Genomic DNA, 15,809 nt, shown 5'->3' with positions numbered 1-15,809 from the left:
TGTGGCCGACCGGAGACCTGCCCGGTCCATCCCGGTCGGCCCCGGTGCGCTCAGCCCGCCAGGTAGGAGGCCGCCATGTCCTTGTCGCCGTGTCCCTTCTCCAGCGCCCGCTCGAACCTGCGCAGGCCCCCGGCGGCCAGGTCGGCGTGGAATCCGGCCACCTCGGCCGCCTCCAGGATCAGCCGGGTGTCCTTGGCCGCGTTGGCCAGGGCGAACGCGGGCTCGTAGGCGCCGTTCAGCATGGCCGCCGCCTTGGTCTGGAAGTACCCGCTGTCCAGCGGTCCGCCGGTGACCACGTCGACCACCAGCCGCGGGTCCACGCCGAGCGCCTCGGCCAGCGCCAGGCTCTCGGCGGTGCCGTGGGTGAGCGCGAGGACCAGGCTGTTGAGCGCCAGCTTGAGGCGGCTGGAGTCGCCGGGCCGCGGCGAGACCCACACGGTGCGGCTGCCGATGGCGTCGAACACCGGCTGGACGTGGGCCCGGGCGTCCTCCGGGCCGGACGCCAGGATCACCAGACGGCCGCTCTCGGCGGGCTGCCTGGTGCCCTGCACGGGCGCGTCGTAGAAGACCAGGCGGTGCCGTTCGGCGAAACCGGCCAGCTCCTCGATCGCGGTCACGCCGACGGTGCCGAGCTGGATCCAGATCGCGTCCTCGGCGAGGCCGGGCGCGGCGTCCCGCATGACCCGCAGGGCGGTCGGCCCGTCCTTGAGGACGGTGACGACGATGCCGGCCCCGGTGACGGCCTCCGTGGGCGTGCCGGCCACCTCGATGCCGTTCGTTGCGGCCAGGGGCTCGGCCTTGGCGCGCGTGCGGTTCCAGACGCGGACCGCGAAGTCCCGGCTCAGGTTCCGCGCCACGGGTGCGCCGATGATCCCGGTGCCGAGCACGGCGATCTTCGTGCCGGTCATATGGTCTCTCCTTCGTCCGGAGGTTCGGTGCGGGTGTGCACAGCGTGTCCAGCATGGACCGGACGATGCGGGCCCGGAAGGAACCACGTCGATTGTGGAAAACCTGCGGATCCGCATATTCGCCGGGCGGAAGGGCACATGCCCCACCGGATCGCCCCGACCCTTCGACCCCCCGGAGGAGCGTGTGCTCACGTCGACCCGCCGACCCCCCACCGCCTCGGAACGCCGCCGGCCCCCCTGGTACGTGATCGTCCTGCGCGTCCTGGCCGTGCTCGTGGCGCTCGGCGCGCTCGGCGTCTTCTCCTACTACGCGGCCCGGCTGACGCTGAGCCCGGTGAACGACCGGGGCCAGGCGGGCGGCAACGTGGACCCGGGGCACTCGCTGCGGTTCTACCTGGACCAGCCCACCTGGGACGCGGCCCGGCAGATCGGCGGGAACATGGTGCTGCTGGCGCCCCTGGGGGTGCTGCTGCCGATCGTGTCGACCCGGCTGCGGGGGCCGCTGCGGCTGGCGCTGGTGGGCGCGATGGCGTCACTGGCGATCGAGACCGTGCAGGGGACGGTGGTGCTCGGCCGGGCGTTCGACGTGGACGACATCATCCTGAACACCGCCGGCGTGGTGCTGGCCTACCTGCTGGTCGGCCGCAAGCTGTCGCATCTGCTGCGCGGGCGGCCTCAGCCGGACGGGTCGGGGACCAGCCGGAAGACCCTCAGCTCCCGCTCGACCCGTTCGGCGTAGCGGTCGTACACCGGCCAGACCTCCAGCAGACGGGGCCAGATCTCGGCGCGTTCGCCCTCGTCCAGCAGGTGGGCGGTGACCTGCACGGTGCGCCCCTGGTAGCCGACGGTGGCCGTGGGCTCCTTGAGCAGGTTGGTGGTCCAGGCCGGGTGGCGTTCGCGGCCGAAGTTGCTGCCGACCACGATCCAGCCGCCGTCCGGTTCGGGCATGCAGGCCAGCGGGACCTGGCGGGGCCGCCCGCTGACGCTGCCGACGGTGGTCAGCAGCAGGCTCGGGACGACGAGCCGGCCGAGCATGACCCGCCCGCCGGTGATCCGGTGCAGCGCCCGGTCCACCGGTGGCACGACCTTCGGCCCGACGCGGGCGAACCAGCGGGCGCCGGACATCCGCTGCAGCGGCGGTCCCAGGATCTTGCGGATCAGGTCGGCCATCAGGTGCTCCTGGTGAAGGGGACGCGCTCGGCATCAAGGTGCCCTGCCTCCCCCAGCCAGCGCAACGAGTCGGCGAGGGTCTCCTCGACCGGACGGAGCTTCATCCCGAGGGCGTCCAGGGCGGGCCGGTCGTCGGTGGGCGTCAGCCGGATCATGAACTCGGCGGCGTCCCTGGTCAGCGGATAGTCGAACGACCGGACCCGTTTGGCCGCGTCCAGCAGAACACCCGCCGCCAGCAACGCCGCACCGGGCACGGGCAGCCGCCGGACCTTCGCCCCGGTCAGTTCCTCGCACAGGTCGGCGTACCTCCGCCACGTCAGGTGGTGCCCGCCGAGCACCCAGCGCCGCGCCCCCTGGCCGGGAACGACGCACCGGGCCAGCGCCTCCGCCAGGTCGCGGACGTCGATGACGCTCACTCCCCCGCGCGGCAGCGGCCACACCAGCCGCAACGCCGCCACCAGGCCCTCCATCAGGGAGTCCAGGACGGGCTGGTGCGGTCCGACGACCCCGCCCGGGTAGACGATCGTGACGGGCGCGCCCTCGTCCTGCAGACCCCGCACGTACCGTTCGGCGGCGACCTTGGAACGGCCGTAGGCGTTGCGCGGGCTGGCCAGCGGGCCGTCCGCGGTGATGACCGGATCGCGCGGCGGCACGAACACGGCGATCGTGGAGACGTGGACGACCGGGTCCAGGCCCCGGGCGACGGCCCCGCCGACGACGTTGCGGGTGCCGGTGACGTTGATCTCCACCAGGTCCCCGCCCCCGCCGGTGACGCCGACCGAGGCGGCCGCGTGGATCGCCGCCCGGCAGCCGTCCAGCGCCGCGGCGACCGCGTTCCCGTCGAGCATGTCCCCGGTGGCCAGTTCCACGCTCCCGGTGTCGACGCCGAGGGCGGCCAGCACGCGGGCGGCCTTGGCGGGGTCGCGGACGAGCAGCCGCGGGGTGTGCCCGGCGTCCAGGAGTGCGGCGACGGCATGGGATCCCACGAAGCCTGTGGCCCCGGTCACGAAGACGCGCATGGGCGAAACCTAGTGCGCGCCGGCGAACGCGGCCTCATCAGGCCCGTTCACCGGGACGCCGGGGAGGGGTCACCCGGACGCCACTTCGGGAGTGTCCTATGCCACACAAGAATGCACCCGCGGTAAGGAACATTGTGGGCACCCCGCGCGTCTACTCGTTGGGGTGGAACGGAGCAGGGCCCCTCGCCTGGGGTGGGCGAGGGGCCCTGTCCTCTTTCCGGGCCCCGGGCCGGCCGGTCAGGGCCGGGTCAGGCGGCCGCCGCGGCGGTCGCGGCCGGTTCCAGCGCCAGGTCCAGCACCTCCCGGACGTCGCCGACCGTGAACACCGTCAGCTGCTCCAGAACGTCGGCCGGGACGTCGTCCAGGTCGGGCTCGTTCCGCTTGGGGATCAGCACGGTGGTGATCCCGGCGCGGTGCGCGGCCAGCAGCTTCTGCTTGACCCCGCCGATCGGCAGCACCCGGCCGGTCAGCGACACCTCGCCGGTCATCGCCACGTCCGGGCGCACCTGCCGGCCCGACAGCAGCGACGCCAGCGCGGTCGTCATGGTGATGCCCGCGCTCGGCCCGTCCTTGGGGACCGCCCCGGCGGGCACGTGGATGTGCACGCCCCGGTCCTTCAGGTCGCCGACCGGCAGTTCCAGCTCCGCGCCCCGCGACCGCAGGTAGCTGAGCGCGATCCGGGCGGACTCCTTCATCACGTCGCCGAGCTGGCCGGTGAGCGTCACCCCGGTGTCGCCGGTCTCCGGGTCGGCCAGCGACGCCTCCACGTAGAGCACGTCCCCGCCCGCTCCGGTGACCGCCAGGCCCGTCGCCACGCCCGGCACTCCGGTGCGCCGTTCGCCCTCGCTCAGCGCCGTCTCCGGGGTGAACCTGGGCCGCCCCAGGTAGCCCCGCAGGTCGGCGGCATCGACCCTCACCGGGAGGGTCGCCGTGCCCAGCGCCACGTTCGCGGTGATCTTCCGCAGCACCCGGGCGATCGACCTCTCCAGCGACCGCACGCCCGCCTCGCGGGTGTACTCGGCCGCCAGCATCCGCAGCGCGTCCTCGGCGAACACGGCCTCGCCCGGCTCCAGGCCCGCCTTCTCCAGCTGGCGCGGCAGCAGGTGGTCGCGGGCGATGACGACCTTCTCGTCCTCGGTGTAGCCGTCGAGCCGGACCAGCTCCATGCGGTCCAGCAGCGGGCCGGGGATGTTCTCCAGCACGTTCGCGGTGGCCAGGAACAGCACGTCGGACAGGTCGAGCTCGACCTCCAGGTAGTGGTCCCGGAACGTGTGGTTCTGCGCCGGGTCCAGCACCTCCAGCAGCGCGGCGGTCGGGTCGCCCCGGTAGTCCGCGCCGACCTTGTCGATCTCGTCGAGCAGCACCACCGGGTTCATCGCCCCGGCCTCGCGGACGGCGCGGACGATCCGGCCGGGCAGCGCGCCGACGTAGGTGCGGCGGTGGCCGCGGATCTCGGCCTCGTCGCGCACGCCGCCGAGGGCGACGCGGACGAACTTGCGGCCCATCGCGCGGGCCACCGACTCGCCCAGCGAGGTCTTGCCCACGCCGGGCGGGCCGACCAGCGCCAGCACCGCGCCGGAACGGCGTCCGCCGACGACGCCCAGGCCCCGGTCGGCGCGGCGCTTGCGGACGGCCAGGTACTCGATGATGCGTTCCTTGACGTCCTCCAGGCCCGCGTGGTCGGCGTCCAGGACGGCCCGGGCGCCGGCGATGTCGTAGGCGTCCTCGGTCCGCTCGTTCCACGGGATGTCCAGGACGGTGTCCAGCCAGGTGCGGATCCAGCCGCCCTCGGGCGAGGCGTCGGAGGCGCGCTCCAGCTTGTCGACCTCCTTGAGCGCGGCCTCGCGGACCTCGTCGGGCAGGTCGGCGGCCTCGATCCGGGCGCGGTAGTCGTCCTCCTCGCCGGCGGACTCGCCGGTCAGCTCGGCCAGCTCCTTGCGGACGGCGGCGAGCTGCTGCCGCAGCAGGAACTCCCGCTGCTGCCTGTCCATGCCCTCCTGGACGTCCTTGCGGATGGTCTCGGCGACGTCCAGTTCGGCCAGGTGGTCGCGGGCCCAGCCGGTCACCCGCTCCAGCCGCTCGACCACGTCGGGGGTCTCCAGCAGCTCGATCTTCTGCTCGAGGGTCAGGTACGGGGCGTAGCCGGCGTTGTCGGCCAGCAGGGACGGGTCGTCGATCCGCTGCACGACGTCCACGACCTGCCAGGCGCCGCGCTTGCTCAGGATCGCGCCGACCAGGGCCTTGTACTCGGTGGCCAGCTCCCGGGCGCGCGGCCCGCCGGACGGGACGTCCACCTCGGCGCCCTCGACCCACAGCGCCGCCCCGGGCCCGGTCGTCCCGGTGCCGATGCGCACGCGGGACACGCCGCGCACCACGGCCCCGGGGCCGCCGCCGGGCAGCCGGCCCTCCTGTTCGATGACGCCCAGGGTGCCGACGGCCGCGTACCGTCCGTCGATCCGCGGCACCAGCAGCACCCGGGGCTTGCCGGCCGACCGTATGCCGGGGCCGCGCGGCCGTTCGGCGACCCGCGCCGCCTCGACCGCGGCGCGCACCTCGGCGGCCGACAGATCCAGCGGCACCACCATCCCGGGCAGCACGACCTCGTCGTCCAGGGGCAGCACCGGCAGGGTCAGGGTCTCGCTCATGCTCACTCCATCACTCGGGGGCCCACCAAAAGGTTGAGTCATCTCCACTCAAGAAACCGGAGCCGAGTTTTGTTTCCCCGATCCGTTCGCCCTGAGCGATCACCAGGGACCGCCACCGGATCCGCGGAACACCCGGCCGCGTCGGGCGATCGGGGCTTTGCCGGGGGCGGACGGGCGGGGAGCCGGGCGCCCGTTCCCACGAATCTTCGTTGACCTGCGTTTACGTCACCGTGACATCCGGGTACCTACAGCAACGAGACAGCGACGCAGGGTGATGGAGAACCCCTCGGACCGGCAAAGACGGTCCGGCTCCGCACCCCGTCACCAGGAGGGTCGGATGCGGCGGACGGCACGGAGGGCGGCCTCGCTCCCCGGACTTCGGTCGGGGAGCGGGACCGCCCGCGCCGCACTCCCGGCCACGCGGTGCCCGGTCCGGACGACCGAGGATGCTCCCGGCACGACGCTCCCCCGTTCACCACGTCGGCCCTTGCCGCGCACCCGCCACATCGCCTCGCGCGGCGCGGTGCGCGTAGACCGGGACACACCTCGGATCCTCGGCCGTCCCGGACCAGCCTCCCGGCCCCGCCGTGCGGCGTCCCCGCCGGCGTGGCGCACGCGGTGGACGCCGGTGCCGCACGCCCCCGCGGCACCGGCGCCCCGCCTCGCACCTCGGGGTGGCGTATCTGGCCCGGCACGCCACCCCGAGCCGGGCCGCCGGGCCCTGTCCGGTCGCTTCCCATCGCGGCGCAGGGAGGGGGGTGGTCGCCTGGCACCTGGGATGCGCCCGTGAGACGGCGCGGCGGACCGGCCGGCGCGTGAACCGGACCGGCCGCCTTGAGCGATCACTTCGACCGTTGCGACCCCTTGGGCCCCGCGGAGTCCCCGTCTCCGCGGGGCCGTGCGCATGCCCGGACGGTCACAGGGGGCGGCGCCAGTACTGGCCGACCAGGTCCCGGCCGAAGCTGTGATGGGGCTCCTGCGACTCCAGCACGAACCCGGCCCGCTCGTAGACGCGCCGCGCCGCCGTCAGGCAGTCGTTGGTCCACAGCATCATCTCGGCGTACCCGGCCCCGGCCGCGAACCGCAGGCACTCGTCGACCAGGCGGGTCCCCACGCCCCTCCCCCGGGCGGACGGCTCCACCAGCAGCAGCCGCAACTGCGCCACCGTCTCCTCCCTGCGGACGCAGAAGACCGCGCCCACCCGTTCCCCGTCGAGCTCGGCGATCCAGGCGCGCTCGCGTCCGGGGTCGTGGTCCGCGGCGAAGTCGGCCACGATGCGGGCGACCAGGGCCTCGTAGGTGTGGTCCCAGCCGTATTCGGCGGCGTACAGCTCGCCGTTGCGCTGCACCACCCAGCCCAGGTCGCCGGGGCGCGGCTGCCGCAGCACGACGGGGGACCGCGGCGCGGGCTCGGCCAGCAGGTTCTGCACCGTCCGCATCGCGGTCAGCAGCCGGGCGCGGTCGGTCTGCGGGACGCGTTCCAGCAGCGCGCCGATGTCCTCGCCGGCCCGTTTGTCGAGCATCTCCTGCACGTCCCGGCCGGCCGGGGTGAGCCGGGCGACCTGGCGGCGGGCGTCACCGGGGGCGCGTTCCCGGACGATGAGCCCGTCGGACTCGAAGCGGGCGAGCATGCGGCTCAGGTAGCCGGGGTCCAGGTCCAGGTCGCGGCGCAGCGCGGCGACCTCGGCGACCTCGCGCCGCCCCAGCTCGAAGATGACCCGGGCCTCGGTCAGCGAGTAGGGCGTGTGCAGCAGCCCCTCGCCGAGCACCCCGATGATCCTGGTGTAGCAGCGGTTGAAGGAGCGGACGGCGGCGATCTCGTCGGCGGTGACGGGCACGGCGGCCTCCTCGGCCTATTCTTTGACTGGGTCAAAGAATAGGCCGGGCGGTTCCGCCCGGTCCAGGGGTCAGGAGCCGGCCAGGGCCCGCGCCTCGCGGACGATCCTGCGCTCCACGTAGAACGCCAGGAACGGCAGCAGGCCCGCCGACACCATGATCAGGAACTGCTTGAGCGGCCACTTCGCCCGGCGGTGCAGGTCGAACGCGGCGACCAGGTAGACCATGTAGAGGAAGCCGTGGGTGGGCGAGATGAACGCCGAGGGCGTCGGGTTCCCGCCGATGTAACGGAACGGGACGGCCACGAAGACCAACAGCAGCAGCATCACCCCGACCACGATGGACAGGATGCGGTACCGCTCGATCGCCGCTTCCACGGGTCACTCCTTCGTCGACGGGGCAGGCGGGAGCCGGCCCCGGGCACAGATCGGTCGGCGACGGCCTCAGCCGCGCCGGCTCTGCTGGGCGTTCAGGCGGGCGAGGTAGCGGTTGTAGGCCGCCAGGTCCTCGTCCTCCTCCTCCTGGGACCGGATGATCTCGTCCTTGGCGGGAGGCGGCTCCGGCTTGAGCGGCATCGGCTCGCGGGGTTTGCCGTCGTCGTTCAGCTCGTCGCGGATCATCTTGACCCACATCACCACGACGAAGATCGCGAAGACCGGCCACTCGAAGACGTAGGCCCAGCTGCGGTCGTTGCCCTCCTGGGCCCGGCTCAGCTGCCACCACCCGAACCACAGGAACGTGGTGAACAGGGCGAGGGCGAGCGCATGCAGGCCGAGCCAGCCGGGGGTGAAGAACCGTCGCACGGTTCGAGAGTACCCCCGGGGTGCCGAGGTCCCGTCCCATACCCGGTGTGACGTGGTCAGGGACCGGCGAGCACCTCGAGCATGCGGGTCACGGCCCGCTCCCACGGATACCGCTCGGCGCGGGCCCGTGCCGCCGCCCGCCGCACCGGTTCCGGAACGCGCAGCAGCGCCTGCACCCCGTCGGCGAACCCGGCCGGACAGGCGGGCGCGACGATCCCGGCCCGCGGGGCCAGCAGTTCCCCGGCCGCCCCGGTGTCGGCGGCCACCACCGGAGTGCCGCAGGCCATCGCCTCCAGGACGGCCAGGCCGAACGCCTCGACCGGGCAGGTGGCCAACGCCACGTCGGCGGCGGCGAGCAGGCGCGCCACCTGGATGCGGCCGGGCACGTGCCCGTGGAACGTCACCGGCAGGCCCAGCGCGGTGGCCGCCCTGTGCAGCCGCCGCCGTTCAGGGCCGTCCCCGATGACGTCCAGCCTTACGTCCAGGCCGCGTGCCCTCAGCTCCCGGGCGGTGTGCAGGGCGAGCCACGGGTTCTTTTCCTTGGACAACCGCCCCAGGTGGACCAGCCGTACGGTGTCGTCGCGTTCGCGGTCCATGGGGCGGAACGTGGCCAGGTCCACGCCGAGCGGCACGCGATGCACCGAGCGTGCGCCGACACGGGCGAACTCGGCCGCGGCGAACCTGGAGGGCGTCACGATGGCGTCGAACATCCCGGCGAGGCGGCGGTTCCACCGGTCGGCCATCGCGTCCAGGGGCACCCAGCCGGGCACGCGCGGCGACAGGATCGCGTCCAGCCGTTCATGGGACAGCAGCACCGCGCGGGCCCCGTGGCGACGGGCCCACCGTGCGGTCACGGTGAGGGTGGCCTTGTCGGAGACCTCGATGACGTCGGGCCGCACCCGCGAGAGCACACGCAGCACCGGCCCCGGGTCCAGCACGATCCGGTATCCGGGTGCGACCGACGGCCCCGGCACCGTCACCACCGTTCCGGCGGCGGTCACCGAACGGGTGTAGGCACGGCCCGGGATCACCAGGGTCCGCTCATGCCCGGCCGCCGCGTACCCCTGGCCGAGCATGTTGACCGCCGTTCGCAGGCCCCCGGACACCGGGCTGTAGAGGTTGGCCAGTTGAACGATCTTCACCGGGGTCCTCGTTCGATGAGGGAGCGATAGGTCACCGGCCTGCCCCCGGCCGCCAGGGCGAGGTCTATGGCCTCCAACGCCGCCTCCCGCAGCCCCGGCCTGGCGAGGTCCGCGGGGTGCAGGGCGATCCGGAACGGGGTCCCGGTACGGGCGAAGAACCTCGCGGCGGCCACCATCAACCGGGCCCCCGTACGTTCACCCGCGCCTCCGGGACGATGGGACAGCGCGGGCATGCGCCGGGACGGCCCGCCGGTCAGATCGTGCACGGCCAGGTGGCTCGTCCAGTAGGCGAACCCCAGCGAGGCCAGTGCCCGCCGGGTGCCGGGGGAGGCCAGCCATCCGGGCGGAGTGAACCCCACGACGTCCATCCCGGCCCCGTTCAACTCCGCCAGCCCCTGCCGGAGCAGTTCGGCGGCGTGCTCGGTGGTGAGGGACCAGAACTCGCCCGCGCCCCGCGCCAGCACCTGGTTGACCGCGTTCCTCCACGGCGGGCCGCCCGGAACGCCCTCGTGCCGAAAGCCGTGCAGGGACAGCTCGTGACCGCGTTCCGCCGCCTCATGCAGGCAGGCCACCAGCCGCCGGTCCTCGGCCAGCCTGGGACCACCGCCGTAAGGGCCCGGGATGAGCAGCAACGTGCAGGGCACTCCCCTGGCGTCCAACGCCGCCAGCCACTCCGCCGTCTCCCCACCGGTGGCCGGCGCCACATCATGCACCGACACCACGAACTCAACGCTCATGCGGCCTGCTCATGGGGAGTAGTGCCGTACATGACCTCGGTGTAGTGGCCGATCGCCTGGTCGCAGATGACGTCCCAGCCGCGTCCCTGTGTCGAGCGGTGGGCGTTGCGGCTCATGCGCATGCGCAGGACGGGGTCGGCGACCAGGGCGTGGACCGCCGCTCTCAGTTCGGCACCGTCGTCCGGTGCGTACAGCAGGCCGTTGTGCCCGGCCTGCACCAGGTCCAGCGGGCCGCCCGCCGCCGGGGCGACCACCGGGACACCGCTGGCCAGTCCCTCCTGGACGGCCTGGCAGAACGTCTCGTGCGCGCCGGTGTGCACGAACACGTCCATGGAGGCGACCAGTTCCGACAGTTCCCGCCCGGTGCGGAATCCGGCGAACACCGCGTCCGGCAACATGCGCTGGAGCCGCTGGCGTTCGGGCCCGTCGCCGACCACGACCAGACGGGCGCCGGGGATGCCGGACAGGTGGGCGAGCAGGTCCGGGCGTTTCTCGGCGGCCAGCCGGCCCACGTACCCGATCAGGGCCTCGCCGTCCGGTGCCAGGCGGGCGCGCAGCGACGCCGACCGGTGGCGCGGGTGGAAGCGCTCGTGGTCGACGCCGCGGGCCCACAGCGCCAGCCGCGGCACTCCGCGCCGTTCCAGCTCCGCCAGCACCGGTGTGGACGGCGCCAGCGTGCGGTCGGCCCGCCGGTGCAGGTGGCACAGCCAACCCCAGATCAGCGGGGTGGCGGCGCCCAGCCCGTAGCCGCGGGCGAACCCGGCCAGGTCGGTCTGGAACACCGCGACCGTGGGCACGTCCAGCCGCCGCGCCGCCGCCAGCCCGCCCGCGCCCAGCACGAACGGCGAGGCCAGATGGACCACGTCGGGGGCGAAGTCCCGGAGCGCGGCGTGCAGCCGCCCGGTCGGCAGCCCCACCGGGAACGAGCGGTAGAAGGGCAGGCGGACGCCCGGCACCAGCTCGACGGGCTGGTCGGCGTAGCGGGCGGGGCCGGGGGCGGGGGCGACGATCAGGACCTCGTGCCGGCGGGCCGCCAGGTGCTCGGCGAGCCGGCAGACGGAATTGGTGACCCCGTTGATCCTGGGCAGGAACGACTCGGTCACGATCGCGATTCTCACGGCGCTAGAGCGTGACCGGGCCGCCCGAAGTCCCGGCCGACCCCGGGCGAACAACAGGCGAACGTCCAGGAGCGGATCACGGGTGCTCCGATTCGCCGAAAATGTCGGCGGTGGTGGATAGCTTCCGGCCATGTCCACCGCACAGACATATGCCTACAGCCGTCCCTCCGGGCTGACCGGCGACCTGCTCGGCCTGTCGACCTCGGGCGGCACCACCGAGGCGGGCCCGCAGGCCCACCCGCACTTCTTCAGCGGTCTGCTGACGCAGGCGGCCCCCGCGGCGGCCGGGCTGCTGGCGCTGGCCGACGTCGCCCAGGCGCGGTACCACCAGCCCCGGCCGACCGCCATGCGCGACCCGGTGGTGACCTGCAACGGCGACCGGCTGCGGATGGAGTCGTTCTCGGCCTGCTGCGGCGTGTACGCCCGGCTGGACGTGCTGGAGGGCGCGCTGGACGGCGAGGTGGTGGCGCGCGGCACCACCAACGTGGACGTCAACGGGCCGCTGCGGGAGGCGCTGGCCCGGGTGGGCGGCTCGGACCCGCTGCACCTGGCGGTCGGCGCGGACGAGCTGGCGGTCACCACGCTGGACGGCGCGGTGGTGGAGAAGAAGGTGCCGCTGCCGCAGCGGTGGCTGCGCGGGTTCGCCGAGGTGCAGGTGATCGCCTCGGGGTTCGACCTGCGGGCGGAGCTGGGCCGCAACGAGGCGGTGCGGTTCCTGCGCGGCCTGCCGAGGCAGCCGAACCTGGTGCTGTGGGCGGCCCCCGCCGGGCGGTCGCTGCGGACGGCGTCGCGGGCCGTTCCGGGGGCGGTGTGCCTGGCGGGGCCGCACCGGCTGGCGACCCTGCTGCCGCTGCTGCGGTTCGCGCGGGCGCTGCGGGTGTACGGGCCGCCGGTCGCCACCGGGTCGGCCCCGGTGGCCAGCGCCTGGGAGCTGGAGCTGCCCGGCATGCGGTACGTGCTGACGCTGTCGCCGGAGGTCTACCGCGGGTTCTCCGGGGAGGGCGCGGTGCTGGACGCGCTGGCCACCGACGAGGCGGCCGACGACGCCGACCTGGTGGGGGCGCTGCTGGCGTTCGAGCCCCGGGTCGAGCCGGACCTGCTGGCCGAGCGCTCCGGGCTGCCGATCGACCGGGTGCGGGCGGCGCTCACCCAGCTCGGCACCTCGGGCCGGGTGGGCTACGACACCGCCGAGGCCGCCCACTTCCACCGGGAGCTGCCCTACGACCCCGACCAGGTCGCCGCGATGAATCCGCGGCTGCGGGCGGCCCGCGCGCTGGTCGACGAGGGCGCCGTCCGGTTCACCGAGCCCGGCCTGGCCGTGGTGACCAGTGACGGCCGGCCCCGCCAGGTCCGTTTCGACGGCGACCGGGTGTCGTGCACCTGCCCCTGGTGGGCGGACCACCGCGGCAGTCGAGGCCCCTGCAAGCACGCGCTCGCCGCCACCTTGGCCCGCCGCGCCGGACAGGAGACCCGCTCCTCCTCCGCCACGGAGGCCGGCGTATGAGCGAGCCGCAGGAGCACGGCACGCCCCACGGCGATTCGATGGATGAACGGGGAACACGCATGAGCCGGCACGTCCGTGAAGTCGTTCGGCGGCGCGAGGTGTCCAGCGATGTCTGACTTCTCGCGATGGCCTTCGGTCCTGGTGCGCCTGGCGCGAGGGGACACGGGCCTGATGAAGGCGCTCAACGCACTGCGGCGCGCGATCCGGCGCGGCACCTTGGACGACGTGGCGGCCGTGGTCGGCGCCATGGGCGCCGCCGAGCGGCGTGCGGTGGGCGAGCAGATGCCCGCCCTGCTGAAGGCGGTGCGCAAGGAGTACCGCTGGATCGACGGGGATCAGGCGTCCCGCCTGCTGCTGGCCGGGGCCGGCACCATCAGCGGCCCGGCCGCCGCGGCCGCCTGGGTGTGCCGGGCCGAGCTGCGTTCCTGGGGCGGGCCGCAGGCGGAGACCGCCGCACGGACGGTGGCGAAGGTCCTGAAGGTCCGCTCCCCCGAGTGGCGGGCCGACTTCACCCGCCGCGTCGCCGAGCGGATGGACGGGCGCCGCCGCGACGAGCCGGACACGCTGCTGTGGCACCTGGTCGACCGGCTGGCCCGCGACGCCGGAGACGGCCCGCCGCCCGGTGAGGCCTACCTGCTGGGCTGGCTGATGTGGGGGCCGCCGCCGGGCGCGACCGACGGGGATCCGTTCCTGGAGGCACTGGTGCCCCGGCTGTTCGAGGCGGACCTGGTCGGGGAACGGCTGCGCTGGGAACTCACCGCGAACCCACCGCAGCGGACCCGGCTGGCGGACCTCGTGCGGCTCGCCGGCGAGGGCCGGCTCGGGCGCGAGGCCCTCCTGGACGGCTGTCTGGGGCGGATGCTGCGCGGCGGCCGGGACGGCGATCTGCGCTGGTTCGCGGCCCTGCACGACCGGCTGGAGCCGACCGTCTCCGAGGCCGAGGCCCGGTTGCGCGACCATCTGCGGCTGCTGCCGACCGCGCCGGTCTCGGTGGCGGAGATGGCGTTCCGGCAGGTCCAGCGGGTGGACGAGGCGTCGGCGCTGGACGGCGCGTCGTTCGCCGAGGCCGCCGAGGCGCTGCTGTTCCGCCCCGAGAAGAGGCTGGTCCGCGCCGCCCTGACCTGGCTGAACAAGACCGCCCGCACGCGCGGCCGGGTCGACGCCACCCTCCAGGCGGTCACCGCCGCCTTCGCCGTCGAGGACCTGGTCCTGCGGGAACGCGCGGTCAAGATCGCCGTCCGGCACGCCCCCAAGGCGGGTGAGCAGGCCCGGGACGCCGTCCGCGCGGCCGCCGCCGACCTGCCCGCCGACCTGCGCGTCCTCGTCGCCGAGTGCTGCGGCCCGGTCGACGCCGCGCCCGCCGGGCCGCCGCCCGTCCCGGCACCGCCCCCGTTCGTCCCCCAGCCCCGGCCCGTGCCGATCACGTCACCGGCCGAACTGGCCGAGGAGGTGAACGCCGTGCTGGCGGGCTACGCCGAGCATCCGCTGCCGGTGCTGGAGCGCCTGCTGGCGGGGATCACCGAGCAGGCCCGCCATGACGCCGACGCGACCCGGCGGGCCTTGAAGACGGTGGTTCCCGAGTGGGCGCGGGACTACTCGAACGCCGCCCACGGCGGCTGGGTGAACACGTTCAGCGCAGTGCTTCACGCGGTCTCCGCCGTCCTGTTCCCCGAGCACCGGTCCACCGCCCCCGGGGACGCCGCCCGCGAGGCGTTCCTGCACGGTCGCAAGATCTTCGCCGAGTACCACAGCGACCCGCTGCCCTCGCGTTTCATCTCCTGGCGGGTCCATGCGGCCGTCCATGCGATAGGCCGGACCCCCACCCTGCTGGCGACTCCGACGGAGGCCAACGGCCAGATCGACCCCGACGTCCTGGTGCACCGCATGGCCCTGCTGGAGCGGGCCGGCTTCGAGCCCGACGAGTCCGACCTGGAACAGGCGCTGCTGCGGATCCCCCGCGAGATCGACCCCGGCGCGGTCGCCCGGGTCCGTGCCCTGGCCTCCCCCGCGGCCAAGACCCTGGCGGAACGGCTGGCGGCGGGAGCCCTTCCCGATCCCGTGGTGACCTGCTCGGCCCGCACGCTCCCCAGGCCCGGCCGATTCTCCGCTCCGCCCTACGGCCACCGGGACGTGCCCACCGCCCGTGTCCTGCCCTCCATCGTCATGCCGGAGGACGCCTCACCGGTCACCGCCCGCCTGTGCCGCCTGCCGGTGTACGACGAGTGGACGTGCATCCCGGTCGGGCACATCCGAGGCGACATCACCTCCTGGCCGTTCCTGTTCCCCTCCCACCGGGAGGTCGCCGCCGCGCATCTGCTGCCCTTCCTGCCCGATTGGACCGAAAGCCGCCACGGCCAGGGAGCCGCTCTGCTGTCCCTGGCCGAGGCCGACGGTCCCGCCGGCCCCGCGACCGCCCACGCCCTCGCGTACGGCCTGGCCGCCCGGCACAAGCAGGAACGCTCCGCCGCGGTGGACGCCCTGCTCGTCCTGTCCGCCCGAGCCCACCTGCCCGCCGCCGAGCTGGGAGCGGCCGTCCCCGCCCTCCTCGCCATGGGGGAGATCAAGCTCAACCGCGTCGTCGACGCCCTCGCCGACGCGGCCACCGCCGGCGCCCACGCCGACGTCTGGACGATCGTCCGGACGGCGCTCCCCGATCTCCTGCCCGCGCCGGGCCGGCGTCCCGCGACCGGCCTGGCCGACCTCATCGCCCTGGGCGCCCGGACCGCCGAGACCACCCGTGCCCGAGCCTCCATCCCCGCCCTGGCCGCCCTGGCCTCCCGCGGCGGCACCAGCCGCCTGGCCCGGGAGGCCGCCCGCCTCCACACCCTCCTGACCACCTGACCCCATGCACCACCCCGTACACCACCCGAACCCCCGCGCCCGCCCCAGAGGCGGGCGGCGCACAGGTCCGACGCCCTCCAGCGGCCC

13 protein-coding genes are annotated in these 15,809 nt (G+C 74.4%); 3 read left to right on the top strand and 10 right to left on the bottom strand.

Annotated features, from left to right (window positions below; translation table 11 throughout):
- Nucleotides 1-50: 50 nt before the first annotated feature.
- On the bottom strand, nt 51-908 hold the full coding sequence (locus tag HNR21_RS17845) for an NAD(P)-dependent oxidoreductase (RefSeq protein WP_182706078.1): 858 nt from the start codon (nt 906-908) through the stop codon (nt 51-53).
- 184 nt (nt 909-1,092) lie between these two features.
- Between HNR21_RS17845 and HNR21_RS17840 the strand changes: the two genes are divergently transcribed.
- Nucleotides 1,093-1,647, top strand: coding sequence for a VanZ family protein (locus HNR21_RS17840; RefSeq protein WP_233358788.1), 555 nt, complete (start codon nt 1,093-1,095; stop codon nt 1,645-1,647).
- On the opposite strand, the gene HNR21_RS17835 is transcribed toward HNR21_RS17840, so the two are convergent.
- The 9 genes from HNR21_RS17835 to HNR21_RS17795 form a co-directional block, all read right to left on the bottom strand.
- Complete coding sequence (locus HNR21_RS17835; RefSeq protein ID WP_182706076.1) at nt 1,584-2,078, bottom strand: nitroreductase family deazaflavin-dependent oxidoreductase; 495 nt, start codon at nt 2,076-2,078, stop codon at nt 1,584-1,586. The genes HNR21_RS17840 and HNR21_RS17835 overlap by 64 nt on opposite strands.
- Nucleotides 2,078-3,097 (bottom strand): NAD-dependent epimerase/dehydratase family protein, encoded by a 1,020-nt coding sequence (locus tag HNR21_RS17830; protein ID WP_182706075.1) that lies wholly within the window; start codon nt 3,095-3,097, stop codon nt 2,078-2,080. Before HNR21_RS17830 ends, HNR21_RS17835 begins: the two co-directional genes overlap by 1 nt.
- Before the next feature lie 248 nt (nt 3,098-3,345).
- The gene (lon, locus tag HNR21_RS17825) at nt 3,346-5,742 is read right to left on the bottom strand and encodes an endopeptidase La (RefSeq protein ID WP_182706074.1); all 2,397 of its coding nucleotides are present in this window, start codon (nt 5,740-5,742) and stop codon (nt 3,346-3,348) included.
- A gap of 916 nt (nt 5,743-6,658) precedes the next feature.
- Nucleotides 6,659-7,579 carry a bifunctional helix-turn-helix transcriptional regulator/GNAT family N-acetyltransferase gene (locus tag HNR21_RS17820; protein ID WP_182706073.1) on the bottom strand — a complete coding sequence of 307 codons (921 nt, stop codon included), beginning with the start codon at nt 7,577-7,579 and terminating at the stop codon, nt 6,659-6,661.
- Nucleotides 7,580-7,648: 69 nt separating this feature from the next.
- Nucleotides 7,649-7,954: a DUF3817 domain-containing protein gene (locus HNR21_RS17815; RefSeq protein ID WP_182706072.1), complete on the bottom strand. Its 306-nt coding sequence runs from the start codon at nt 7,952-7,954 to the stop codon at nt 7,649-7,651.
- Between the two features lie 66 nt (nt 7,955-8,020).
- On the bottom strand, nt 8,021-8,380 hold the full coding sequence (locus HNR21_RS17810) for a hypothetical protein (protein ID WP_119731110.1): 360 nt from the start codon (nt 8,378-8,380) through the stop codon (nt 8,021-8,023).
- A gap of 56 nt (nt 8,381-8,436) precedes the next feature.
- Nucleotides 8,437-9,522, bottom strand: coding sequence for a glycosyltransferase (locus tag HNR21_RS17805; RefSeq protein ID WP_182706071.1), 1,086 nt, complete (start codon nt 9,520-9,522; stop codon nt 8,437-8,439).
- Nucleotides 9,519-10,259: a DUF2334 domain-containing protein gene (locus tag HNR21_RS17800; protein WP_182706070.1), complete on the bottom strand. Its 741-nt coding sequence runs from the start codon at nt 10,257-10,259 to the stop codon at nt 9,519-9,521. Before HNR21_RS17800 ends, HNR21_RS17805 begins: the two co-directional genes overlap by 4 nt.
- Entirely contained in the window at nt 10,256-11,362 is a 1,107-nt protein-coding gene (locus tag HNR21_RS17795) for a glycosyltransferase family 4 protein (RefSeq protein ID WP_312881078.1), read from the bottom strand. Before HNR21_RS17795 ends, HNR21_RS17800 begins: the two co-directional genes overlap by 4 nt.
- Nucleotides 11,363-11,507: 145 nt before the next feature.
- Here HNR21_RS17795 and HNR21_RS17790 point away from each other — a divergent pair, with 145 nt between their 5' ends.
- Complete coding sequence (locus tag HNR21_RS17790; RefSeq protein ID WP_182706069.1) at nt 11,508-12,881, top strand: DprA-like winged helix domain-containing protein; 1,374 nt, start codon at nt 11,508-11,510, stop codon at nt 12,879-12,881.
- A 108-nt stretch (nt 12,882-12,989) separates the two neighbouring features.
- Nucleotides 12,990-15,722 (top strand): DUF7824 domain-containing protein, encoded by a 2,733-nt coding sequence (locus HNR21_RS17785; RefSeq protein ID WP_182706068.1) that lies wholly within the window; start codon nt 12,990-12,992, stop codon nt 15,720-15,722.
- The last annotated feature ends 87 nt before the right edge of the window (nt 15,723-15,809 follow it).

The sequence above is a fragment of the Thermomonospora cellulosilytica genome (genome assembly GCF_014138835.1).
GTDB classification, from domain to species: Bacteria; Actinomycetota; Actinomycetes; order Streptosporangiales; family Streptosporangiaceae; genus Thermomonospora; species Thermomonospora amylolytica.
This window is presented reverse-complemented; position numbering and strand designations above follow the sequence as displayed.

Coding starts and splice junctions, on each gene's coding strand:
- HNR21_RS17800 (WP_182706070.1), bottom strand. CDS start 10,259: ATGAGCGTTGAGTTCGTGGTGTCGGTGCATGATGTGGCGCCGGCCACC.
- lon (WP_182706074.1), bottom strand. CDS start 5,742: ATGAGCGAGACCCTGACCCTGCCGGTGCTGCCCCTGGACGACGAGGTC.
- HNR21_RS17785 (WP_182706068.1), top strand. CDS start 12,990: ATGTCTGACTTCTCGCGATGGCCTTCGGTCCTGGTGCGCCTGGCGCGA.
- HNR21_RS17835 (WP_182706076.1), bottom strand. CDS start 2,078: ATGGCCGACCTGATCCGCAAGATCCTGGGACCGCCGCTGCAGCGGATG.
- HNR21_RS17790 (WP_182706069.1), top strand. CDS start 11,508: ATGTCCACCGCACAGACATATGCCTACAGCCGTCCCTCCGGGCTGACC.
- HNR21_RS17830 (WP_182706075.1), bottom strand. CDS start 3,097: ATGCGCGTCTTCGTGACCGGGGCCACAGGCTTCGTGGGATCCCATGCC.
- HNR21_RS17845 (WP_182706078.1), bottom strand. CDS start 908: ATGACCGGCACGAAGATCGCCGTGCTCGGCACCGGGATCATCGGCGCA.